The 23,078-nt window shown below is 68.5% G+C and carries 19 protein-coding genes; 9 read left to right on the forward strand and 10 right to left on the reverse strand.

Annotation, left to right across the window (positions count from 1 at the left end; genetic code table 11):
- Window positions 1-69: 69 nt before the first annotated feature.
- Window positions 70-1,026, reverse strand: a complete 957-nt coding sequence (locus Q9R39_RS10775; protein WP_058252256.1) for a R2-like ligand-binding oxidase — start codon at window positions 1,024-1,026, stop codon at window positions 70-72.
- 400 nt (window positions 1,027-1,426) lie between these two features.
- Between Q9R39_RS10775 and Q9R39_RS10780 the strand changes: the two genes are divergently transcribed.
- A complete protein-coding gene (locus Q9R39_RS10780; protein WP_058252255.1) occupies window positions 1,427-2,554 on the forward strand; it encodes an NDMA-dependent alcohol dehydrogenase in 1,128 nt (375 codons plus the stop codon).
- Between the two features lie 24 nt (window positions 2,555-2,578).
- On the opposite strand, the gene Q9R39_RS10785 is transcribed toward Q9R39_RS10780, so the two are convergent.
- Window positions 2,579-3,148 (reverse strand): potassium channel family protein, encoded by a 570-nt coding sequence (locus Q9R39_RS10785; protein WP_058252254.1) that lies wholly within the window; start codon window positions 3,146-3,148, stop codon window positions 2,579-2,581.
- Window positions 3,145-5,142 carry a M13 family metallopeptidase gene (locus Q9R39_RS10790; RefSeq protein ID WP_058252253.1) on the reverse strand — a complete coding sequence of 666 codons (1,998 nt, stop codon included), beginning with the start codon at window positions 5,140-5,142 and terminating at the stop codon, window positions 3,145-3,147. The genes Q9R39_RS10785 and Q9R39_RS10790 overlap by 4 nt, the downstream gene beginning before the upstream one ends.
- A 399-nt stretch (window positions 5,143-5,541) precedes the next feature.
- Between Q9R39_RS10790 and Q9R39_RS10795 the strand changes: the two genes are divergently transcribed.
- Window positions 5,542-6,993 (forward strand): NAD(P)/FAD-dependent oxidoreductase, encoded by a 1,452-nt coding sequence (locus tag Q9R39_RS10795; protein ID WP_211539465.1) that lies wholly within the window; start codon window positions 5,542-5,544, stop codon window positions 6,991-6,993.
- Between the two features lie 36 nt (window positions 6,994-7,029).
- On the opposite strand, the gene Q9R39_RS10800 is transcribed toward Q9R39_RS10795, so the two are convergent.
- The gene (locus Q9R39_RS10800; protein ID WP_211539466.1) at window positions 7,030-7,476 is read right to left on the reverse strand and encodes a pyridoxamine 5'-phosphate oxidase family protein; all 447 of its coding nucleotides are present in this window, start codon (window positions 7,474-7,476) and stop codon (window positions 7,030-7,032) included.
- A gap of 93 nt (window positions 7,477-7,569) precedes the next feature.
- Here Q9R39_RS10800 and Q9R39_RS10805 point away from each other — a divergent pair, with 93 nt between their 5' ends.
- The 3 genes from Q9R39_RS10805 (at window position 7,570) to Q9R39_RS10815 (ending at window position 10,042) form a co-directional block, all read left to right on the forward strand.
- The gene (locus tag Q9R39_RS10805) at window positions 7,570-8,313 is read left to right on the forward strand and encodes a FadR/GntR family transcriptional regulator (protein ID WP_211539467.1); all 744 of its coding nucleotides are present in this window, start codon (window positions 7,570-7,572) and stop codon (window positions 8,311-8,313) included.
- A 15-nt stretch (window positions 8,314-8,328) separates the two neighbouring features.
- Entirely contained in the window at window positions 8,329-9,048 is a 720-nt protein-coding gene (locus Q9R39_RS10810) for a sterol desaturase family protein (RefSeq protein WP_058252317.1), read from the forward strand.
- A 76-nt stretch (window positions 9,049-9,124) separates the two neighbouring features.
- The gene (locus tag Q9R39_RS10815; RefSeq protein ID WP_211539468.1) at window positions 9,125-10,042 is read left to right on the forward strand and encodes an NAD(P)-dependent oxidoreductase; all 918 of its coding nucleotides are present in this window, start codon (window positions 9,125-9,127) and stop codon (window positions 10,040-10,042) included.
- Between the two features lie 124 nt (window positions 10,043-10,166).
- Here the strand turns inward: Q9R39_RS10815 and Q9R39_RS10820 are convergent, their stop codons facing one another.
- Window positions 10,167-10,931 (reverse strand): pirin-like bicupin family protein, encoded by a 765-nt coding sequence (locus tag Q9R39_RS10820; protein WP_058252248.1) that lies wholly within the window; start codon window positions 10,929-10,931, stop codon window positions 10,167-10,169.
- 204 nt (window positions 10,932-11,135) lie between these two features.
- Between Q9R39_RS10820 and Q9R39_RS10825 the strand changes: the two genes are divergently transcribed.
- Entirely contained in the window at window positions 11,136-12,773 is a 1,638-nt protein-coding gene (locus Q9R39_RS10825; RefSeq protein ID WP_311277463.1) for an NTF2-like N-terminal transpeptidase domain-containing protein, read from the forward strand.
- 27 nt (window positions 12,774-12,800) lie between these two features.
- Here the strand turns inward: Q9R39_RS10825 and Q9R39_RS10830 are convergent, their stop codons facing one another.
- Window positions 12,801-13,268: a DUF3054 domain-containing protein gene (locus Q9R39_RS10830; RefSeq protein ID WP_058252246.1), complete on the reverse strand. Its 468-nt coding sequence runs from the start codon at window positions 13,266-13,268 to the stop codon at window positions 12,801-12,803.
- Window positions 13,269-13,274: 6 nt separating this feature from the next.
- Window positions 13,275-14,540 carry a YbhN family protein gene (locus Q9R39_RS10835; RefSeq protein ID WP_159371612.1) on the reverse strand — a complete coding sequence of 422 codons (1,266 nt, stop codon included), beginning with the start codon at window positions 14,538-14,540 and terminating at the stop codon, window positions 13,275-13,277.
- A gap of 115 nt (window positions 14,541-14,655) precedes the next feature.
- Between Q9R39_RS10835 and Q9R39_RS10840 the strand changes: the two genes are divergently transcribed.
- Genes Q9R39_RS10840 through Q9R39_RS10850 form a run of 3 tightly spaced genes read left to right on the forward strand, consistent with a single transcriptional unit; the run spans window position 14,656 to window position 17,889 of the window.
- Complete coding sequence (locus Q9R39_RS10840; RefSeq protein WP_265968531.1) at window positions 14,656-15,981, forward strand: AI-2E family transporter; 1,326 nt, start codon at window positions 14,656-14,658, stop codon at window positions 15,979-15,981.
- Complete coding sequence (gene macS / locus Q9R39_RS10845; protein WP_265968529.1) at window positions 15,978-17,189, forward strand: MacS family sensor histidine kinase; 1,212 nt, start codon at window positions 15,978-15,980, stop codon at window positions 17,187-17,189. The genes Q9R39_RS10840 and macS overlap by 4 nt, the downstream gene beginning before the upstream one ends.
- Window positions 17,190-17,211: 22 nt before the next feature.
- Window positions 17,212-17,889, forward strand: a complete 678-nt coding sequence (locus Q9R39_RS10850) for a response regulator transcription factor (protein WP_058252243.1) — start codon at window positions 17,212-17,214, stop codon at window positions 17,887-17,889.
- 179 nt (window positions 17,890-18,068) lie between these two features.
- On the opposite strand, the gene Q9R39_RS10855 is transcribed toward Q9R39_RS10850, so the two are convergent.
- The 3 genes from Q9R39_RS10855 to trmB form a co-directional block, all read right to left on the reverse strand.
- Entirely contained in the window at window positions 18,069-21,329 is a 3,261-nt protein-coding gene (locus Q9R39_RS10855; RefSeq protein ID WP_058252242.1) for an MMPL family transporter, read from the reverse strand.
- Between the two features lie 219 nt (window positions 21,330-21,548).
- Window positions 21,549-22,220: an NYN domain-containing protein gene (locus tag Q9R39_RS10860; RefSeq protein WP_058252241.1), complete on the reverse strand. Its 672-nt coding sequence runs from the start codon at window positions 22,218-22,220 to the stop codon at window positions 21,549-21,551.
- Window positions 22,213-23,004, reverse strand: a complete 792-nt coding sequence (gene trmB / locus Q9R39_RS10865) for a tRNA (guanosine(46)-N7)-methyltransferase TrmB (RefSeq protein WP_311277464.1) — start codon at window positions 23,002-23,004, stop codon at window positions 22,213-22,215. Before trmB ends, Q9R39_RS10860 begins: the two co-directional genes overlap by 8 nt.
- Between the last annotated feature and the right edge of the window lie 74 nt (window positions 23,005-23,078).

Raw genomic sequence — 23,078 nt, forward strand, 5'->3', positions numbered from 1 at the left:
CCGGCGGCTGCGCTCGGTGCCGGCTCAACCAGCGGTGGGGGGCTCGACCAGCGGTGGGCGGAGGGACTGTCACATCTGCAGGCGGATGGCGTCGTCCTCGCCGAACTGGTCTTCGAGGACCTCGGGGGAGTAGTCGAGGTCGATCTCGGTGACCGGGCGGCCCCGGGCGGACTCGATGGCCGACAGCCGGCGCTGGGCGCGGTCGGCGGCATAGGCCAGGAACTCGTCGTTGTCGAGGCCGAAGGGTTGGACCTCGAACTGCTGGTTGACCCACTCGATCATGCCCAGGGCGAGCGGCAGCAGCTCGTTCATGCGTTCGCCGACGGCGTCCCAGAGCGAGTCATCGGCGGCCACGTGCCGGCGGCACGTGAAGGTTCCCCACGCCATGTGCCGGCGCTCGTCGTCGCCGATGAACCGGATCAGCTTCTGCATCCCGGGGAAGATCCCGTGCTGGGTGCAGACCTTCTGCCACGCGTGGTAACCGGTGAGTGCCAGGCTGCCCTCGATCACGTGGTTGTAGGTGACGCTGGCGCGGATCTGGTTCCGTGGCGACGGGTCGTGGTCGAGGATGTGCAGGGACGCCGGCAGCTCCTCGTAGAACAGCTGGTGGTAGTACGGATTCGCGCTGACGAAGTTCTGGAGGTCGCCGGTGAGGCCGACGGCGTCCATCCATCGCCGGAACACCTGGGTGTGCTTGGCCTCCTCGAAGCAGAACTGGGACAGGTACATCTCGTCACCGAAGCGTCCCTCGGTCGCCATCGCCTTCATGAACGGCTGGATGTCCTGGGTGACCGCCTCCTCGCCGGCGATGAACTGACTCACCAGATAGGTGGCACTCCGCCGCTGCTCGTCGGTGAGCTCGGCCCAGTCCTGAGCGTCCTGCGCGAAGTCGATGGCGACCGGGTCCCAGAACCGGGCATTGCCTTTCACGAAGAGCCGCAACGGAAACGAGTCCCAGTTGAGACCGCCTTGTCGCAATGACGAGAAGTCCTGCCGGCCCTCCGCTTTGTGTTCGATGAGAGTCATGAGATCACCAGCCAGACACTTCGGAAGTGGAATACCCCGACGCTAACCCGTTCCTCGATCCGCAGACATGAGATCGGCCAACTCTGTTGTCGCCGAGGTACTTTGCGGTGTGATGCCGACCGTCCGGCGCCGTCGTCGCTTCGGACCCGTCGTCGACGGTGCGCCTCGTTCGTCGACTGTGCGTCTTTCGCCGTCGACTGTGCAGCGGTTCCCGGCCGCCGGGACAGCGGTCGCGCCCGCCACGAAATCCTCGGCTGGAACGTCACCCCCAATCCTGTGCCATGGATTGCGTGAAACGCCTGCGAAGGTGTCATCGGTGGACCACCATGTGATCTACGTCGCATAAGCAGACGGCGATATCTGACGCCCCGATTCGGGGTAGCACGAGCGAGGAGCACGAATGAAGACCAAAGGTGCAGTTCTGCGCAATCCGGGCGAAGAGTGGAAGATCGAGGAGTTCGAGCTCGGTGATCCGGTCGCGGGCGAAGTCCAGGTCAAACTCGTCAGCTCGGGTCTGTGTCACTCGGATCACCACCTGCGGACCGGCGACAGCCCGGCACCCATGCCGGTGCTCGGCGGACACGAGGGCGCCGGCATCGTCACCAAGGTGGGCCCGGGTGTCACCCGCCTCAAGGAGGGTGACCACGTCGTCACCGCCTTCATCCCCGCGTGCGGCACGTGCGAGCCGTGCTCACGCGGTCAGCAGAACATCTGCGACGAGGGCGCGCGGCTCCTGACCGGCCTGTCCATCGCAGACGACACGAACCGCGCGTACACCCACGACGGGGTGCCACTGGTGCAGATGTGCATGCTCGGCACCTTCGCCCCGTACATCACGGTCAATCAGGCGTCGCTGGTCAAGATCGAGGACGACATCCCCCTCCAGACGGCTGCGCTGCTCGGTTGCGGTGTGGCGACCGGCTGGGGTTCGGCCGTCGAGATCGGCGGCACGCATGCCGGTGACACCGTGGTGGTCGTGGGCATCGGTGGTGTCGGTATCAACTCGGTGCAGGGTGCCGCGGCGGCCGGTGCGCGCAACGTCATCGCCGTCGATCCGGTGCCGTTCAAGTTGCAGATGGCCGAAAAGCTGGGTGCGACACACACGTTCCCGTCGATGGAGGCGGCGCTCGAGGCGATCGGTGACATCACCTGGGGCAAGATGGCCAACACGACCATCCTCACGGTGGGTGAGATCGACGGGTCGATGATCGCCCCGGCTCTGGCTCTCACCGGCAAGGCGGGACAGGTCGTCGTCGTGGGCATGGGCAACTTCGCGTCCATGGACGCCCAGATGAACCTCTTCGATCTCACCCTCATGCAGAAGCGCGTGCAGGGCGCCATCTTCGGCGGTGCGAGCCCCCGCACCCAGGTTCCGGCGCTCCTGAACGAGTATCGGGCCGGCAAGCTCAACCTCGACGGCCTGGTGACCAACACCTACCGACTCGACCAGATCAACGAGGCCTACGACGACATGCTGGCGGGCAACAACATCCGCGGCATGATCGTCTACGGGGACGACGACTACTGAGACTGAGCCAGTAGCGACGCCAGGTCACCGTCCGGTGGCCTGGCGTCGCTGGTTCACCAGCAGGTTGAGGAAGCGCACGCCCAGACCGAGGAGCAGCAGGGTGCTCGCCATCTGGATCGACACCGCGACGCGCGCACCCTGCGAATCCGGCGCGATGTCGCCGAAACCCGTCGTGGTGAACACGGTGAGGCAGAAGTACAGCGCGTCGACCCGGGTGAGCGACTCGTTGAAACTGCCGGGATCGTATTCGGAGAACAGGAAATACGTCGTCGCGAATGCGACGATGTAGAACCCGGCCAGCGCCACCAGCATCTCCATCGCGGTCGCGACGGGCCGGTCGGAACCGGCGAACTTGCGGACCTCCCAGACACAGAACGCGATCAGCAACGCGGCCCCGACGACGAGCCCGAGATAGTTCAGATCGCTCTCTTTGTCGATGGGCAGCAGGAAGTATCCGGCGAGCAGGACGACGGCGGCTCCGATCGGTCGCAGCAGAGCGACCGTGAGTTCGCGTCCCCGCACCAGACCCAGTGATGCGGCCGTACCCGGCGGACCCTCGTCGCGCGGATCGGGTCCGCCGGGCACGTCGTTCACCAGATCCGCACGCGTTCGGCGGGGTCCAGGTACAGCGAGTCCCCGGGCTTGACGTCGAAGGCCTCGTAGAACGCGTCCATGTTGCGGACGACGCCGTTGCACCGGAACTCCGGCGGCGAATGCGGGTCGATCGAGAGGCGTCGGATGGCTTCGGCATCTCGGGTCTTGGTCCGCCAGATCTGCGCCCAGCTGTAGAACACGCGCTGTGTTCCGGTCAGGCCGTCGATGATCGGCGGTTGGGCCCCGCTCGCCTCGTTCGCGATCTGGTACGCGACGAGTCCGATCGACAACCCGCCGAGGTCACCGATGTTCTCACCGATGGTGAAGTCGCCGTTGACCTTGTGCTCGGGATCGAGTCCGGTCGGGGTGAACTCACCGTACTGGTCGATGAGTTTGCGTGTCCGCGAGGAGAACTCGGTCCGGTCGGTGTCGGTCCACCAGTCGACGAGGTTGCCGTCGCCGTCGTACTTCGCGCCCTGATCGTCGAATCCGTGCCCGATCTCGTGACCGATGACCGCGCCGATGCCGCCGTAGTTGACCGCGTCGTCGGCGTCGGGGTCGAAGAACGGTGGCTGCAGGATCGCGGCGGGGAACACGATCTCGTTCATGCCGGGGTTGTAGTAGGCGTTGACCGTCTGCGGCGTCATGAACCATTCGTCGTGGTCGACCGGTGAGCCGATCTTGGCGAACTCGCGGTCCTGCTCGAACGACGCGGACCGGGCGACGTTCCCGATGAGGTCGCCGCGATCGACGCTCAACGAACTGTAGTCGCGCCACTTGGCCGGATAGCCGATCTTGGGGGTGAACTTGCCGAGCTTGACCAGCGCCTTCTCCCGGGTCTCCGGGGTCATCCACGGCAGGTCGGAGATGTTGCGGCGGTAGGCCTCGACCAGGTTGGCGATCAGCTCGTCCATCCGTGCCTTGGCCTCGGGCGGGAAGTGCTTGGCCACATAGAGTTTGCCGACCGCGAATCCCATCGCGGCCTCGACGAACCCGACGCCCCGCTTCCACCGGTCGCGGTTGGCCTCCGCGCCGGTCAGGATGCGGCCGTAGAAGTCGAAGTTCTCGTCGACGAACGGTGCGGACAGGTACGACGCGGCCGAATGCACGAGCCGCCAGGTCAGCCAGGTCTTCCACTCGTCCAGGGGGCGATCCGTGAGGAGGCCGGCGACGCCCGACAGGAACGACGGCTGCGCGACGACGACCTCGGCGAAGGTCGCGTCACCGCTCGTGCCCAGGCCGCCGAACCACTCCGAAAACGGGAAACCGTCTGCGGTGGTGCTCAACTCGTCGAGGGACATGAGGTTGTAGGTGAGCTCGGCATCGCGGCGTCGGACCACATCCCAGTGCTGAGCGGCGATAGCCGTCTCGAGGTCGAGGACCGTCGCGGCCCGGGCGGCGGCGTCGTCGAAGCCGGCGAGCGCGAACATGCGCTCGACGTGCGCGACATACGCCGTCCTGGTCTCGGCGTGCTTGTCCTCCCGGTAGTAGGACTCGTCGGGAAGTCCGAGACCGGACTGCGTCAGGTGCACGAGGTATCGGTCGGACTGCTTCGCATCCGTGTCGACGTAGTAACCGAACAGGCCACCGGTGCCGTGGCGCTGCAACCGTCCGATCCGCCGGGCGAGCGCCTCGAGCGAGTCGATGGCCGCGATCTTCTCCAGTTCGCCGGTGATCGGGCCGATCCCGAGGGCCTCGATGTGGTCGGTGTCCATGAACGACGCGTACAGGTCGCCGATCTTCTGCTCGTCGGAACCGCTTTCCGGGTTCGACGAAGCGCAGTCGGTGATGATGTCGCGCACGTTCTCCTCGGAGTTGTCGCGCAGCACGTGGAAGGCGCCGTCGACGGAACGGTCGTCGGGGATGACGTGCGACTCGAGCCACTTGCCGTTGACGTGAGCGAACAGGTCGTCCTGAACGCGGACGGAATCGTCGACCCACTCGAGGTCGAGTCCGGAGCTGAGGTCGGTATTCGATGCAGTCACGCGCTCCATCCTGTCACCGGATCGTCCATTCGTCAGCCGCCTCCGCCGTGGGCGAAATCGGAGAACCGCTGGTCGATGCTGCTGGAGACCCTTCGTGACGGCCCTCCGCAAGCTCCGGGCCTCCTCAGGGAGCGGGAGGTGCTGTCCTCCGCAAGCTCCGGGCCTCCTCAGGGAGCGGGAGGTGCTGTCCTCCGCAAGCTTCGGGTGTCCTAGGGGAGCGGGGGGTACGACGAGTCCGGGGGCATTGTAAGCCGCTGAGCGGATCAGACTGCCCCGGACTCGATGCGGCGCCCGCTGCAATCTGAAATACGCTGCGAGAGAGTGGATCATGTCCCTCGAGCCGGTTGGAGCCTCGAGGCAATCTGTGCACTCACCTACCCGGTTTCGAATCCGACCTACGCTGAACCCATGGATGCAACCTTCGACGTCGTCGTGATCGGTGGCGGTCCGGTGGGCGAGAATGTCGCCGACTATGCGATACGGGGCAGCGATCGAACTGCTGTCGTCATCGAGCACGAGCTCATGGGGGGTGAGTGCTCGTACTGGGCATGCATGCCGAGCAAGGCGTTGTTGGGTCCGGGGTCCGCGCTCGAGGAAGCCCGTGCCCTGGCGGGTGCGCGTGAACGGGTGAGCGGCGATCGTCCGGACGCCGACGCCCTCCTGGCGTGGCGCGACACAGTGAACGACCGACGGGACGGGCCCGGGGCGACCCACGACGACTCCGGGCAGGTGAAATGGGCCGAAGGTGCCGGGATGACGGTGATCCGCGGGCATGGGCGGTTGTCGGGTGAGCGGCAGGTGACTGTCGGCGACACGGTGGTGACGGCGCGTGAGGCGGTCGTGGTGGCGACGGGGAGCACGGCGTCGATCCCGCCGACACCGGGTCTGGCCGAGGCGCACCCGTGGACCTCCCGCGACGCGACGAATCTCGTCGAGGTGCCGGATCGGATTCTCGTCGTCGGCGGTGGCGTCGTGGCGTGCGAAGCGGTGACCTGGTTGCTCGACCTCGGTGCGGAGGTCGTCATGGCCATCCGCGGTGACCGGTTGCTGCCCAAGATGGAGTCGTTCGTCTCAGAGCGGATCGCTGACTCGCTGACTGCCCGCGGCGTCGACATCCGGTTCGGGACGACGATCGAGTCGGTCGACCGGCCCGGCGCCGCCGACACCGGCTACGGACGCATCCACGGCGGCCCCGCCACCGTCCGGCTCGACGGTGACGGCGCAGGTGAGCTCGTCGTCGACGAGATCCTGGTGGCGGCGGGACGCTCGCCCGCGACGCGGGATCTCGGTCTGGAGTCGGTGGGACTCGAGGCGGGCGGCCCGCTGCGCGCCGATGACCATCTGACGGTGGCCGACCACCCGTGGCTGTACGCGGTGGGAGATGTCAACGGTCGTAATGCGTTGACACACATGGGTAAGTATCAGGCGCGGGTGGCGGGGGACGTGATCGCCGCACGTGCCGAGAACCGGGACCTCGACGGTCCGCGGTACGTCGCGAGCTCCGACCACGGTGCCGTACCGCAGGTGGTGTTCACCCGGCCGGAGATCGCATCTGTCGGGCTGACCGCGAAGCAGGCGAAGGACGCCGGCATCGATGTACGGATCGCCGACGGGGACATCTCCGTGGCGGGGTCCTACCTGACCGATCCCGAGTACTCGGGTCACGCCTGTCTCGTCGTCGATGCGAGCCGCGACATCCTCGTCGGGGCGACCTTCGTGGGGCCGCAGACCGCGGAACTCGTCCATTCGGCGACGGTCGCCATCGTCGGCGAGGTCCCGCTCTCGCGGCTATGGCATGCGGTTCCGTCGTACCCGACCATCAGCGAGGTCTGGTTGCGGTTGCTCGATCAGCTGCGATGAGCCGCGGCCCGGCGGTCGCCGAGTCGAAGGCCCCGCTCAGAAGCTCAGTCGCCGGATCTTGTCCGGCCGGATGACGATCCGCACCCAGTCGTCGGCGAGGATCTCCGCGAGATCCTTTGCGCGGGTGGGATCGTCGAGGTCCCAGTAGCGGTCGGCCAGTCGTGCTGCGAGTTCGCGCGCGGCCGCACCGTCGGTCTCGATGCGCGTGGCGCCGGAAACGGAGATCCAGCGCTCGCGTTCCTCGACCGGGGTCGCGACCACGATCGAGGCGCGTGGATCTGCCTTGAGGCGACGCACCTTCAGCGAATCGGGACCGGTGAAGAGCTGGATCTCGCCGTCCGCGGTCGCCTCGAACCACACCGGCCGAGGCTGCGGCGGCGTCGGGCCGGTCGCCGTCGAGAAGAAGCCGAGGAGTGGGCGGCTGAGAAAGTCCAGATCGTCGGCGGTCAAGGTGTTGGACGAAGGCGCGGCGATGTCACTCATGGTGGGTACAACCCGAGCGCCCACCGAACATTCCTCGGTGGACGATTGGTCTTACCACTTGACCACCAGTCCTCCTGGTTCTACGGTCGGTGCATGCCGTTCGAGCCCGTGTCCCAGCAGAGCGCCCCCGAGATCGTGTTCGACCAGATCGTCGAGGGCGTGCTGTCGGGTGACCTACCGGCCGGCGAGACCCTTCCGAGCGAACGGGAACTGGCCCGCATCCTCGGCGTCTCGCGGCCCACCGTGCGGGAAGCGTTGAAGCGGGTGGCGGCGGCCGGTCTGGTCTCCATTCGGCAGGGCGACGGCGCACGGGTCCAGGACATCGCGCGGACGGGTGGCCTCGATCTGTTGCCGCGACTCCTGATCCGGGGCGGCGCGCTCGTGCCGAGTGTCGCTCGCTCGATCGTCGAGGCGCGCGCCGCGGTCGGCCCGGATGTCGCCGGACTGGCGGCGAGGCGGGTGACCGACGACCAGATCGCCAGGCTGACAGCGCTGCTCGCCGATCTCGCCGCCGAACCGGACCCGGTCGGACAGCAGGTCGCGGCACTCGAGTTCTGGAGCGCGATCGTCGACGCGGCCGACTCGATCGCATTCCGTCTCATGTACAACTCGCTCCGCGCCGCGTACGAACCGGCGCTTCCCGCGCTCGCGTCGATGCTGGAGCCGGAGGTCGGCAACATCGACGGCTATCGCGCGCTCGTCGACGCGATCACGTCTCGCGAACCCGGCCGCGCCGAGGCCGCTGCCCGTGAACTGCTCGCGCCCGCGACTGCGGCATTGCTCGAACTCTGTCAGGCACTCGAGGGTGCGGAGTCTGACATCGGAGAGGGGAACTGAATGTCTGCCGAGAGCATCGACGCCGACCACATCGACCACAGAGCGCGCCGGCAGGTGGCGGCGGAGGAACGGCGAATGCGATCACGGCGGTCGACGACCCTGCGTGCCGCATTCGCCGAGTTCCTCCGGCACCCGTCGCCCTGGATGATCGCCGCGTTCCTGGTGACCTCGTCGGCGGCGCGAATTTGGCTGGGCGGGTGGGGAATCGCCGATCTGGTCGTCCCGGTCGTGATGATCGCGAGCTTCCCGCTGGCCGAATGGCTGATCCACGTCGTCGTGTTGCACTGGCGGCCGAAGCGCCTGGGACCGGTCACCATCGATCCGCTGGTGGCGCGTAAGCACCGCGAGCACCACTCGGACCCGCGGAACATCCCCCTGGTGTTCATCCCGTGGCAGGTGCTGGTCACGGTCGTCCTCGCGGCCGTCGCGGTGGGGCTCCTCGTCTTCGCCAGTGCCGAGCGCGGTCTCACGTTCATGGCGACGCTCGCGGCGATCGGACTGGTCTATGAATGGACGCACTATCTGATCCACTCCGATTACCGGCCGCGCCACGCCTACTATCGCCGGTTGTGGCGCAACCATCGATTCCACCACTACCGCAACGAGCACTATTGGTTCGCGGTCACCACCGCGGGCACCGCGGATCGGTTGCTGCACACCTATCCAGATCCCGACACGGTCGAGAAGTCGCCCACCGCAAAGGATCTGCACGCTCTATCGCAGACGGGGGACTGACCGGCGAACCACATGTCGGTGCGGTTTGTCCCGGTAACCGGGACAAACCGCAACGCGATCCGGGATACTCGCCCGCATGCGGGTATTCGTCACCGGCGGTACGGGGGCCATCGGGGGATACGCGGTGCCCGCATTGGTCGCCGCGGGACACGACGTGCGTGCGCTGGCGCGCTCGGATGCCGCCGCTTCCGCGCTGCGTGCCCACGGCGCCGCCCCGATTCGGGTGTCGCTGTTCGATCGACACGGACTCGCCCAGTACTTCGACGGCTGCGGCGCGGTCGTCAATCTCGCGTCCTCCCTTCCGGGGACCGCCTCGTTCGTCCGGAAGTCGGCCTGGGCGGACTGTCATCGCATCCGGCGGGAGGGCTCGGCCGCGGTGGTCGACGCCGCACTTGCCGCCGGCGTGCCGCGGGTGGTGCAGGAATCGGTCGCCATGGTGTACACCGACGCCGGTGACCGGTGGATCGACGAGGAGTCGCCGGTCGACCACTATCCGATCGCGGTGGGCAACCACGCCGCCGAGGCCTCGGCCCGCCGGTTCACCGATTCGGGTGGGGTCGGCGTGGTGCTCCGGTTCGGGTTGTTCTACGGCGTCGGCGCCGCCCACAGCGAGCAGCTCATGGCGCTCGCCCGACGACGGATCGGTTTCCGGGCCGGCCGACCTGGTGCCTACGTCTCCTCGATCCACCTCGCCGATGCCGCCGACGCCGTGGTGTCCGCACTCGAAATCGGTTCCGGCACCTACAACATCGTCGACGACCTACCGGTCACCAAGAAGCACCACACGGCTGCCCTGGCGGGTGCGGTCGGCAAACATCCGTACGTGACCGGTCCCGGCCGGGCCGCCCTCCTACTCGGCGAACGCACCACGTCGCTGACACGTTCGCTTCGGGTGTCCAACAGACGGTTTCGGTCGGCGGCCGGTTGGCGACCGCGGTACGCCTCGGTGTGGGAGGGGTACGCGCAGATGGCGCGGGACCTCGTCGCGGCCTGAGTTCGTGACGTTCCGCCCTCACTGCCAGACCTCAAACTCGACCGCCAGACTTCGGTCGAAGTCTGGCGGTCGAGTTGAAATCCATACGTCGCCGGCCGGACCACGGGAGGGGCTGGTGTCCGGTTCACGCACCACCCAGCCCGGCGGCCATCGACCACACCAGCACCTCGGCGTCGGAGTCGTCGCCGGCGCGGATCGGGAACGACGCGGAGTCGACGCCTCGGAGGGCGTCACCCGGGCCCAGAACGCCGATCTCCCGGACGCCGACCCCGTCGACCTCGATCTGTCCGTGCACGACGAACAGGTGGGTGAACCGGGAAGCGGGTACCTCGACGGTCTCGCCGGGGCGGAGTCGCGCCGCGAACAGGGTGGCGCCCGAGTTGGCGACGGAGACCGCGGCGTCGACATCGGCGACGCCCGACGCGATCGGTACGAGTCCGCCCGCGGCGAGTCGGTCGCGGACATCGGCCTGCGCGTACGACGGCGCGAGGCCGTGGCGGTCGGGCATCAGCCACATCTGGACGTAGCGGACGGGCTCGGTGCCGGCGTCGGGCAGGTCGGGCCATGAGTCGTTGCGCTCGGAGTGTTCGACGCCGGTGCCCGCGCTCATCCGCTGTACCAGGCCGGGGTACAGGACACCGGAGTGCCCGGCCGAGTCGCGGTGGACCAGCGTCCCCGCGACCACCCACGTCACGATCTCGCTCTCCTGATGGGTGTGGAGATCGAAGCCCGCGCCGGGTGCGACGACCTCGTCGTTGACGGCGAGCAGCGCGCCGAAGTGCGTGTTCGACGGGTCGTAGTGGTCGCCGAAGGAGAAGCAGTGCCGTGAGGTCAGCCAGTCGGTGGCGGTGACCGGACGATCGTCGCCACGGAAGACGGTGAAAACCATGCGCCCATTGTCGCAGTGCGGCAAGGTGAGGGCGGTCGGGGACGGCCGGGTCCGGGATCTGTCGACGTCGGTCCTCGGACGGCGATCGCGCACGCCGCGGAGTGTCAAAAGTCCCGTGGGCGAGATGAGTTCGTGACCGGCTTGATCCCCGAATGGAAGCTGGCGGCGTCGATTTCGAGTGTTACACGAGTGAAAATTGTCGTCATGAAGATCTGGGTCAAGCGCGCGACGACAGCCGCTTGTGCCGCGGTCACGTGCGCGGTCATGGTGAGTTCCTGTGGGTTCGCCGGTTCGACCGACACGGGCGCCGCTGCCGCCATCGACGCATTCGCCGACGCCCTCAGCCGCCAGGACGCCGGCGGGGCCGCCACGTTCACCACCGCACCGGGACAAGCCGGTGACAGTCTCACCACCACTCTGAGACAGATGGATGCCCAACGCGTCGACGTCGACGTCGAGAATCCGGTCGAATACAGCGACGGGACCGCGACCTTTTCCGTCACGACCACGTGGAACTGGGACAAGGGCCGCGTGTTCGAATCGACCAGCGGTGGTACCGCGCGGAAGCTGTCGTCGGGGTGGAAGGTCACCTGGGACCCCGCGATCCTGCACGCCGGCCTCGCCGCCGGTGGCACGCTGCGCGAGATCCGCACCGACGCGAAGCCGGCGCCGACCGTGCGCAGCCGGACCGGCCGGATCTTCATGTATGCCCAGCCGGTCAACGAGATCGTGCTCGACCCAGCCCGCACCTCCGACCTGAACGCCTCGGTCCGGGCCCTCGCCAGGGTGATCGCGCCCATCGCGCCGCTGATCACCGGACAGGTCATCCGCGAGAAGCTCGAGGCCACGCCGGGCCGGGCCATCACCGCGGTCGGTCTGCGGGACTCCGACATGGAGGTGCTGGCCGGCGACCCGCGTCGGGTCCCCGGTGTCGTGGTCAACCGGTCCGACCAGCTGGTGATGGCGGACCGGCGCCTGTCCTCCCCCCTCGAGGACGGGCTGACCAACTACTGGCAGGCCATCCGCGACGCCACCGCCGGGTGGCAGGTCGAGATGCTCGGTCCGGGTGCCGCGCCCCGCAAGCTGGCCGGTGAGCAGGGTCCTCCCGGACCCGACGTTCCGACCACGATGGACCAGGGCGTCCAGCTGTCCCTGGGCGACGCGGCCGTCGAGGTCGGTCAACCCGCGACGATCATGACCCTCGACGCGCAGACCGGTGCGATCACCGGGATGGCGCAGAACTCGTACGCGATCGACAGCGGCGTCGACCTCGACCAGCCCTATCCGGTCGGCACCACCCTCAATCCCGTCTTCGGTGCGATCGGGCGAGCCGTCGGGTCGGACCAGCAGCGTGGCGACGAACTGCTCGACCGGCTCGGGCTCGGCGTCCAGTTCACGGTGCCCGGTGCGAGCGTTCCGACCGCTGACCGTCCCGGGATCGCGACCATCGACTACCGTCCCGGCTCGGGCATGATGTCGATGACCAACATGGCCGCCTTCGGTGTCGCCATGGCGCGTAGCGCCTCCGGGCAGTCCTCGTCGGTGCCGCCGTTCGTGCTGAAAAACGTGCCGACGAAGATCGCGGGCGGCGAGCTCGGCGGGCTCGATCCGGCCGTCGTCCGGCCCGTGCTGCAGGCGATGACCACCACAGCCGCCACCGGCGACGCCAGTGACCTCACCCGCGCGCCGGGACTGCGTGCCCTCGTCGGCACCAACGGCCCCGAGGGGCCCGGCTGGTTCGTGGGGCTCCAGGGCGGTCAGGTCGTCGTCATCTACACCGAGGGACCCAAGTCGGGGACCGCTGCACTCCAGGTCGCGCAGAAGTACTTCACGATCAAGTAGGTCTGCGAACGCTCGCGACTCTCGTCGTCAGGCGGCGGCGCGACGACCGAGGTAGGCGAAGACGGCTCGCCAGCCGAGCAGGAAGAGCGCGAGCACCACGGCCGCGACGATGACGAAGCTGACCGCCACGCCCTGGCTGAGGATGAAGCGCAGGATCATCGCGACGGTCACCGTGCAGAACCAGATGACGAGACCGACCGGGACGACCCGGTCCGGCCGGAAGTCGTGACCGAAGAAGTCGCTCGACCGCACATGCGCGTAGACGTAGGTGATCGACCAGCCGGCCGCACAGCCGGCGAGGAACGGCCACAGCGTGTGCAGCACCGAGGTCAGCGCATAGCCTTCTTCGTGACTGGCCCGGCCGATGAGGACGAAGACCGTGATCGCCACGGCGTCGAACAGGGCGGCGACGGGACCCGTCGCCGTTCCGCGCGCCGGCGAGGACCCCGTCTCCGCCGTCGCGTCGGAGCCCCGGTCCGTCTTCGAGCTCAGCATGGTGGATTACCGTACCGGGTCCGACGGCGGATCGGTGTCGGACGTTCGTGCGGAGTCCCCTCGTTGCGGGTTGTCGGGTCCGTCCGTGGGCGGTGCCCCCGGGCGCGGCGGTTCGACACCATCCGGCGGCGGGATGGGAAGCGCCGTACCGTCGGGCGTCGTGGGCGACGGGTCGTCGGCCGAGCGTTCGAGGGCGTCGGCGTCCCGCTCGACCTCGTCGATGAACGTGTCGTCGCGCTTGATGCGGTTACGGAACATGAGACCGATGACCACCCAGCCGATGCCCGACACGATCACATAGCTGATCAGCCGGTAGATGAGGACCGCCGTGATGGCGTCGGCGGCGGGCATCCCGGCGCTGGTCAGCGCGGGGACGAGCACCGCGTCGACGACGCCGATGCCGCCCGGCAGCAGGGGGATCGCCGAGCCGACCGCCTTGCCCGCCGCGTAGGCGACCATCAGTCCGGAGATGCTCGGGTGGGCGTCGACCGCCCAGCAGGCGAACATCAGACACCCGACGTCGGCGACCCAGTTGAACAGGCTCCAGCCGAATGCGACCGAGGTGTCGCGCTTGGTGAGTTGCACCGCCCGGAGCTGTTCGAGGGTCTCGAACAACTTCTCGGTGCCGTGGTCCTCCGGCTTGTTCCGGAGTTGATTCACCCAACCCAGGACTCGAATCCCGGTGCTCTTCAACGATTCCGGATGACTGGCCAGGTACTGCAGGACCACCGCGACCGCGAGGAACCCGGCGACGGAGAAGACGACCGAGAACGGGCTGGTCTTCGCTCCGGCCAGGAGGGCGCCGCCGAACCCGAGCACCGCGAGACCGATGCCGGCGAGCAGGCCCGACATGACGACCTGCCACGACGCGATGACCGGTGTCGCACCCCACTTGCGGGTTTCCCGATAGGTGAACGCGGGGGCGAGGACCTGGCCGCCCGGCATCGTCTGGCTCAGCGAGTTGGCCGCGAGGATGACCGACAGGGACTTCCACTGCGTGACCCGCAGGCCCGCCGAGCGCAACAGTGCGCGCTGGACCTGGGCGAAACTGTCCATCGACAGCATCGCGGCGACGAGACACGCCGCGACCCAGTGCCACTCGATCTCACCGATACGCAGCCAGGCGCCCCGCAGTTCGGGCCAGATGAGAACGACTTCGACGGCGAGGATGACCAGGACGACGGTGAGCAGGACCCATCGGACCCACCAGAACCGAGGACGGGTCACCGGGGCTGCCGCGCCCCCCGGCGAGCCAACATCCTCCGACGACATACGTGCCACCCTAGGGTAGGGGGGCCGATGTCGGTGACGACCCCCGTCGGCGACCTGCGCAATCGGGGGTGTGTACGGCGTCCTGTCCCCGCGGTGCAGCACTAGTGTGACTCTCGTGACCGAAGCCGAACGAGCCGACCGGCCGCGCGACGCCCGGGACCTCGCGTCCATCGACCGGGCGAAGGTTCATCCGCAGGTACGCGCGGCGGCGGAGTGGGCGTGGCGGCTACTGCTCCTGGTCGCGGCCGCTTACGTCGCGACCAGGCTGTTCCGGGAGTTCGAGGAAGTCCTCGTGCCGGTCGCCCTCGCCATCCTGATCTCGGCGATGCTGGTTCCCGGGGTCGACGCACTCGACCGGCGCGGTCTGCCGCGTTCGCTGGCGGTGATCGTCAACCTCGTCGTCGCGATCGGGTTGCTCGCCGCCGTCATGACCTTCGTGGTCCGCGAGTTCATCGACGGTGTTCCCGAACTCGCCGAGCAGGTCACCGTGACCGTCGAGAAGACCAGGGAATGGCTCATCAACGGGCCTCTCGGGCTCGATCGGGACCAGGTGCGCAACTTCGGCACCGACACGCTCGACTTCATCCAGCACAACCAGGACCGTGTCACCAGTGGTGCGCTGGCCACCGCCACCACGGCCAGCGAGATCATCACCGGCGCCCTGCTGACGTTGTTCCTGTTGATCTTCTTCCTCTACGGCGGTGGTCAGATCTGGCAGTTCTCGGTCAAGCTCATCCCAGAAACCAATCGGAATCGGGTGTGGGAGGCGGGTATCGCCGGTTTCGGCACACTCGTCGGGTACGTCCGGGCGACCGTCGCGGTGGCCTTCGTCGACGCCTGCGGCATCGGGATCGGACTCGCCATCCTGCAAGTGCCCCTGGCGCTTCCGCTGGCCTCGCTGGTCTTCCTGGGCGCCTTCATCCCGATCGTCGGTGCCCTGGTCACCGGCACGCTGGCGGTGCTCGTCGCCCTGGTGACCCAGGGCTGGATCGCCGCGGTCGTCGCCCTCGCCATCGTCGTCGGTGTCATGCAGCTCGAAAGCCATGTGCTGCAACCGTTCCTGCTTGGGCGGTCGGTGCGCCTGCATCCGGTTGCGGTGGTGCTCGGGATCGCGGCCGGCCTGGTGTCGGCCGGCATCATCGGTGGTCTGCTCGCGGTGCCCCTGATCGCGTTCTTCAACACCGCGATCCGACGCCTGAAGGGGGACTCGACCGAGCCCGTGGACGGGCGCCCGGGGGTCGTCGCCGAGCCGGATTCACCGGCGTGGGACACCGACGACCCCGACGCCGCGGCCGAGACGCTCGCACACGAGGCCCCCGGCACCCCCTCGAAGGCCGGGAACCCAGGATCCGAACGCCCGGCGGATGGTCGCCGGGACGAGGTCGAGACCGACCGCGAGGGCAGTGACCGGGGCGGGGACGGTCGGGGCGCGGGAACGTGACGCGCCGGTGGCCGGGGCTCGAGGTCGGCCCGCCGGACCGGGACACCGATCCGGATCGTCTGGCACGTGTCATCGACGACGACCCGGTCGGTCCGCTGTGGCGGGGCGCCCAGATCTTCCGGCTGCTGTCCTATCTGTACGCACTCGGCTTCCACATCGCCGTCAATCCCGACCTCGACCGCGGCGGCGTCGCCTGGGTGCTCTTCGGCCTGCTCTCCGCGTGGACGCTGGTCAGCGGGATCGGCTACTTCGTCGGGTTCGCGCGCAACCGGGTGTGGGTCGGTGCCGAGGTGCTCGTCGTCTGCGCGCTGATGTTGTCGACGTCGTATGTCGCCGGCGCGGAGTGGGCGTGGAACAACCAGACCTGGCCGACGACGCTGTGGGCCACCAACGCGGTCATCTCGGTCGCGATCCTCACCGGCCCGGTCGGGGGGATCGTGTCGGGGCTGATCATCGGCGGCACCAGCACCTTCGTGAAGGGCGAACTGAACCTCGACTTCGGTCGGAATGCGACCATCATCGTCATCGTGGCGACCGGCATGGCGGTCGGGCTCGCGGCTGCGAACGCGCGTCGGGTCCAGGACCAGCTGTCCCGGGCGGCGCGGATCGCCGCGGCTGCCGAGGAACGCGAACGGCTCTCCCGTGAGGTGCACGACGGGGTACTCCAGGTGCTCGCGCTGATCGCGCGTCGCGGACGCGAGATCGGCGGTCCGACAGGTGAACTCGCCACCCTCGCGGCGGAGCAGGAGCGTACGCTGCGTCGGCTGATCTCCGACACGGACGAACCCGTCGCCGCCGATACCGATGCGCAATGCAGCGTTGATCTCGCCGCCGCCCTGCGCGTCTTCGCCGACGCGCGGGTGTCGGTGAGTGCTCCCGCGGACCCGGTCATGGTGTCAGCGCAGAGGGGCGCGGAGATCCGCGCGGCGGTGGTCAACGCGCTCGACAACGTCGTGAACCACGCCGGTCCCGGTGCGCGTGCGTACATCCTGGTGGAGGATCTGGGGCGGGACATCGTGGTGAGTGTGCGGGACGACGGGATCGGCATCCCGGACGGCCGGCTCGCCGAGGCGGTTGCGCAGGGACGCGTCGGGGTGTCGAAGTCGATCGTCGGACGGATCGAATCCCTCGGCGGCGCCGCGCGCCTCGACACCGAACCGGGTGCGGGTACGGAATGGGAGTTCACCGTCCCGCGGTACGAGAGCTGAAAGGCGAAGGGGAGCATCGAGTATGAGTGCAGGCCGGAGTGACGAGGGGCGGGCGCCGCTGCGGATCATGGTCGTCGACGACCACCCGATCTGGCGAGAGGCGGTGGCCCGCGATCTCGCCGACGAGGGATTCGACGTCGTCGCCACCGCGGACGGCGTGGGCAGTGCCGGTCGACGTGCGGCCGCCGTCACCCCCGATGTGGTCCTGATGGACATGCAGCTGACCGACGGGACCGGTACGGAGGCGACGACGGCGGTCCTGGAGGTCTCGCCGAAGACCCGCATCCTCGTGCTGTCCGCATCGGGTGAGCGCGACGACGTTCTCGAGGCCGTGAAGGCCGGGGCCAGCGGCTATCTGGTGAAGTCGTCGTCACGCGAAGAACTGGTGGACGCGGTCCGGGCGACGGCCGACGGCCAGGCGGTCTTCACCCCGGGTCTCGCGGGGCTGGTGCTGGGCGAGTACCGGCGCATGTCCCAGCAGCCCGACGCCGCACCCGCCGCGCCCGCGCTCACCGAGCGTGAGACCGAGGTGCTGCGTTTGGTCGCAAAAGGACTGAGCGCCAAGCAGATCGCGCGGCGCCTCGACCTGAGTCACCGGACCGTCGAGAACCACGTCCAGGCGACGCTGCGCAAACTCCAGCTCGGCAACCGCGTGGAACTGACCCGCTACGTGATCGAACACGGCCTGGACGAGGACTGAGTCCTCGGCCAGGCCGTGTTCGACGGTGGCGGGTGCCGCCGGGTCACTCGCTGACGGCGAGCCCCGAGGTCGTCAGCGAACCGCTCGCGGGCGCGTCTGCCGGCTTGGGTGACTTGACCAGCATGACTCGCGATCAATCCGCTTACGAGACCCGTGGCCGCGAACGGGGGTCCGAGCGGTCACTTCTGTGAGCGACTCCGCTTCAGCAGTTCCTGGACGCTGATCTGGCCGTCGTCACCGGTCTCGTCGGACCGGGCGTGCCGGTCGGTACGCGGGCGACGGCGGCGGTTCGACTCGTCGGCCGGGCGATCCTGCTCACCCGAGGCGGGACCGGCGTCGGACCGCGCGGCGGCCGGGGTCGCATCGGCGCTGAGTCCGCGCTCCATCGGCGACGGACCGTTGCTGCGACGACTCCGAGACGACGGGGTCGAGGTCTCGGGGCTGACCGAGGCGGCCAGGGGGCGACGACCGGTCTCGTCGAGGGTGGGCCGGCGTCCGAGCGGTGAGCGCTGGCCGGTCGGCTCCGGCGTCGGCCGGGCGGTTCCGGGATTCGGCCGCCCGGTCTCCGGCACCCGTGGCGGGGCGGACGGGGGAGTGACCGCCGGACGGTCCCCGTTCTCCGAGCGAGGTGCGGGGTCACCGAGTCGGATGCCACCCTCGCCGAGGCTCCAGCCGCCGGTGTCGGGACGATCACCCTTCGACACGGTGGAGCGGCGGTAGGGCGTCGCGGGACGGCGTCCGGCCGGTTCGGGGGCCCGGGCACCGGGCACGGGCGTCGGTCCGACGCGCGCCGGCGGAGTGCGCGGCGGGGTCGGCGCAGTACCCGGGCGGCCGGTGGTGGTCGGCGGCGGACCCGAGGGGGACGGCGGAGTCGGGGTGGGACCGGGACCTGTGCGCTGGTCGGGGGCCTGACCCGTCGGGCGACCGTTGGTGAGCGGTCGGTCCGGGGCGGGCCGTGCCGGTGCGGCGGGGCGACCGACGGCGCCCGGGACACGACCTCGGGCGGGGACCGCGCCGGCGGCGACCGGTTGCCTGCGTGCCGCGGCCATCACCGAGGTCGGCGCCTCGGCCACCACGGTGCCCGCACTCATCGGGCGGGCGCCGGCACCGGCGTCGCGCTGTTCGTCGGGTTCGTCGTCGAGGACGGTCTCGCCGAGGCCGATCTTGCGCTGGACCACGCGCATCCACCGCGGTGCCCACCAGCAGTCGTCCCCGAGCAGCTTCATCACCGACGGGACGAGCAACATGCGGATCACCGTGGCGTCCAGGATCAGCGCGGCGATCATGCCGAACGCGATGTACTTCATCATCACGATCTCGGACAGGCTGAACGCGCCGGTGACCACGACCAGGATCGCGGCGGCCGCGGTGATGATGCCGCCGGTGTGCGCGGTGCCGCTGCGGATCGCCTCGGTGGTGCTCGCGCCCTTCTGTCTGGCCTCGACCATGCGGGAGAGCAGGAACACCTCGTAGTCGGTCGAGAGGCCGAACACGATGGCGATGATCAGCACGAGCACCGCTGCGAACAGCGGGCCGGGGGTGAAGTTGGCCAGCTCGGCGCCGTGACCGTCGACGAAGATCCACGTCAGGATGCCGAGCGTGGCACCGAGACCCAGGGCCGTCATGAGCGCGGCCTTGATCGGCAGGACGATCGAACCGAACTGCAGGAACATCAGCAGGCCGGTGATGAGGACGAGCATGACCGCCATCAGCGGGAGCCGTTGCATCAGCGCGTCGATCGAGTCCTGGGTGAGGGCCGGGGTACCCGAGACGTACATCGTGAGGCCCTCGGTGTCGATCGCGCGTAATTGCTCGATCGCCTGGGCGGCGGTGTTCCGGTCCACCAGACCAGCCGACACCTGGTAGACGCCCACGTTCGGGTACCGCTCGGCGTCGAACGACCCGAAGTCGGACTTGTCGGCGTCGCTGAACTTGTTGGTGAAGCCGGGCACCGCGTCGGCGCGTTGCGCGATCGCATCGAGCTTGTTCTGGTCGGCCTGGCTCGACTCGTCGTAGATGATGACGAGCTTGATGGCCTCGGTTCGCTCGCTCGGGAAGTATTCGTCGAACTTCTCCTGCGCGACCCGGTTGGGGTTGTCCGGCGGCAGGAACTTCTCGCTGATCCCGCCGAACTGGATGCTGCCGAACGGGATGATCAGCGCGAGCAACAGGAGCACGGTGGGAACCGCGGTCTTGACCGGGTGCTTCATCACCCACGTCGCGAGTCGGCCCCAGAAGCCGTTCTCGACTTCCTGGCTGGTCTTCATGCGACCGCTGAAGCGGTTCTGGATGGCCGCTGCGCGTTCCTCGCCGGAGAAGCGCCGGGCCAGCGGAACGGCGGTGTACTTCATGACCGTGCTGATCGACAGCATGTTCACGCGGGGTCCGAGGATGCCCAGGATCGCCGGGAGGACGGTGATCGACAGGATCGCGGCCAGCGAGACCGACGCGATCGCGCCGTAGGCGACGGATTTGAGGAACCCCTGCGGCATGATCAGCAGACACGCCAGGGCGGCGACGATGATCGTCGCGGAGAAGACCACCGTCTGACCGGCGGTCATCACGGTTCTTCGGACCGCGGCCTTGGTCGAATAGCCTTCACCGAGTTCTTCGCGGAAACGCGACACGATGAACAGGCCGTAGTCGATCGCGATGCCGAGACCGATCAGCGTGACCACCGACTGCGCGAAGATGTTGAGCTCGGTGGTGAGCGCGAGGATCTTCATGATGCCCAGCGAACCGGCGATGGTCAGACCACCGATGAGGACGGGCAGGCAGGCGGCAACGACGCCGCCGAACACGAAGAACAACATGATCGCCACCAGCGGCAGCGCGAGGACCTCGGCGCGGTGGATGTCCTTGTCCATGCCCTCGGCCATCGATCCGGCGACCGGTTGCAGGCCGGCGAGTTCGAAGGTCGTACCGGGTAGATCGAAGCGTTCGGGGATGTCCTCGAAGAACGGTTCGATGGTCTTGTAGTTGTTGAGGACCGTCGTGTCGTCGTTGCCGGCGACGCCGATGCTGATGAAGGCGTGTCTGCCGTCCTCGGTGAACAGCCGCTCCTGCAGCGTGCTCTGCGCGGGCTGGACGAGGAACGGGTCGTATAGACCGGGATCGGCGCGTCCGACGATGTCGGGGTGCGTCGCGATGAGGTCCTCGACGAACGTCTCGACCTTCGCGCCGAACGCCTTGTCGTCGACGCGGGTGCCCTCCGGCGGGGTGACCAGCAGGATGATGTCGGACGTGTGGTCGCGCCCCAGCGCCTGGTCGGCGTAGCGCGCACCGGTGTCGGACTCCGACGTCGGATCGAACCAGCCGCTCTGACTGAGGTGCTTGCCGAGATCGAGACCGTACAGCCCGAGTCCGGCCATCATCGCGATGAGCACCGCGATGACGAGGAAGCGCATTCGGTAGACGAATGTGCCGATGAACCGGAACACGCGATGTCCTTTCGTGTACGACTGGTCGGGCCTGTTCGGCGCCGTCGTCTCGGGGCGCCGGTGGCGATTCTGTCAGTTTCCCGGAAGATCCTGACAGTGCTGCCTGAGTGATCCCTGAGGCGTGGGCCTCGGGGGCACGTGCGGGCACACCCGTGTCGGCGTCGGATGCCGGGTCGCGGACCGCCGCCCGACGACCTCGGCAGGGCCGCGACGCCGCAGTCAGCGCAATAGTGCGCTGAGCGGGCGGAAGGGTGTGAGCCAGGCGCCCTCGTCCGGCAGGGAGTCCAGGCCGATGCGTGGCAGCGGCTCGCGGAACACGCCGGGGATGTCCTCGAGATCGATGAACTCCAGTTCTTCGGTGCTCAGTGCCCAGCTGGCGTGCTCGCGGAACCCGATGACGGTGACGGGCACCCCGTCGCCGACCACCTCGAGCAGCGGTTCGCGGAATGCCTGACCGTCGGCGGACGCCACTATCACGCCGGCTAGTCCAACAGTGTGCCTGCGAAGTTCGATGTGGTCGAGCATGTCGGAGTCGACGTCGCTGTCGTCGGACAGTTTCGGCTTGGCGAACACGGCGAAACCGACATTACGGAGAGCGTCCACCCACGGCCGGACGACGTCGGCGCTACCAGGGGCGATGTTGGTGAACACGGTGGCCTCGGGCTCGACCGCGCCGCCTCCGTCGGTGAGAGCGGACACATCTGCGGTCCGCTGCAGCAGCCACCGGCCCAGGGCGTCGAACCGGGGACGGTGCGCGGCGGTGGGGCGTCCACCGAGCAGGGCGCCGAGGCCCATGTCCATGTTGGGTGCGTCCCACACCAGCAGCATGCGGCGCGTCCCCGTTTGGCCGGAGATGGTGTCGGCGAAGCCGGTCGGGCTGTGGTCACTCATGGCGGGCTCCCGTCGGGGTGTCGCCGGTCGAGGTGGCCGGCGGGATGGGCCGCGTGTAGACGAACTCGCTGACGTAGCGGCCCTCGCGTTCCGCGCGTCCCTCGAACTTCGTCGTCGGCCGCTGCAGCGAGATCGGCGACTCCCGCGTCAACGGCACGACGTGGGGGCGGTCGGCGTCCTGGGTGGCGAGCGCCTCCGCGATCCACTCCGCATAACCGGCGTGATCGGTCGCGATGTGCAGCACCCCGCCCGGGACGAGCCGGTCCGCGATCAGTTCCAGTGTGCCGGTCTGGACGAAGCGTCGCTTGTGGTGACGCGATTTGGGCCACGGGTCGGGGAAGAACAGCCGCACACCGGTGAGGCTCGACGACGGGATGAGCTCGGTGAGGACGATGGCCGCGTCGCCGCGGATCAGGCGGACGTTGGTCAGGCCGTTGCGGTCGACGAGGCCGAGGAGCTGGGCCAGGCCCGGCTTGTAGACCTCGACGGCCACGACGTCGACATCCGGTTCGGCCTCGGCCATCGCGGCGGTCGAGATGCCGGTACCGCTGCCGATCTCGAGGACCTTCGGGGCCTCGCGCCCGAACAGTTCGGTGAGGTCGAGTTGCGGCTCGGGGACCCGCTCCGGCCCGATCTCGAGGTCGCGGCCCAGCACCGGCCACAGGGTCTCCCAGTTGCGCTGCTGACCGGTCGTCAGCGTGCCGCGGCGGAAGCGGAAGCTCGTCACGCGGGGGTACAACCGGGACCTGTCGGGGCTGTTGTTCACGCGTCCATCGTTGCGCATCGTGTCGTTGCGGCGAAGTCGCGGGGGAACGGCGGCCCGGACGGCAGCGGTGCGGACGCGGACCCGTCCGGCCC

The organism is Gordonia sp. AC31, assembly GCF_031844505.1.
In the GTDB taxonomy this organism is placed as follows: domain Bacteria; phylum Actinomycetota; class Actinomycetes; order Mycobacteriales; family Mycobacteriaceae; genus Gordonia; species Gordonia hongkongensis.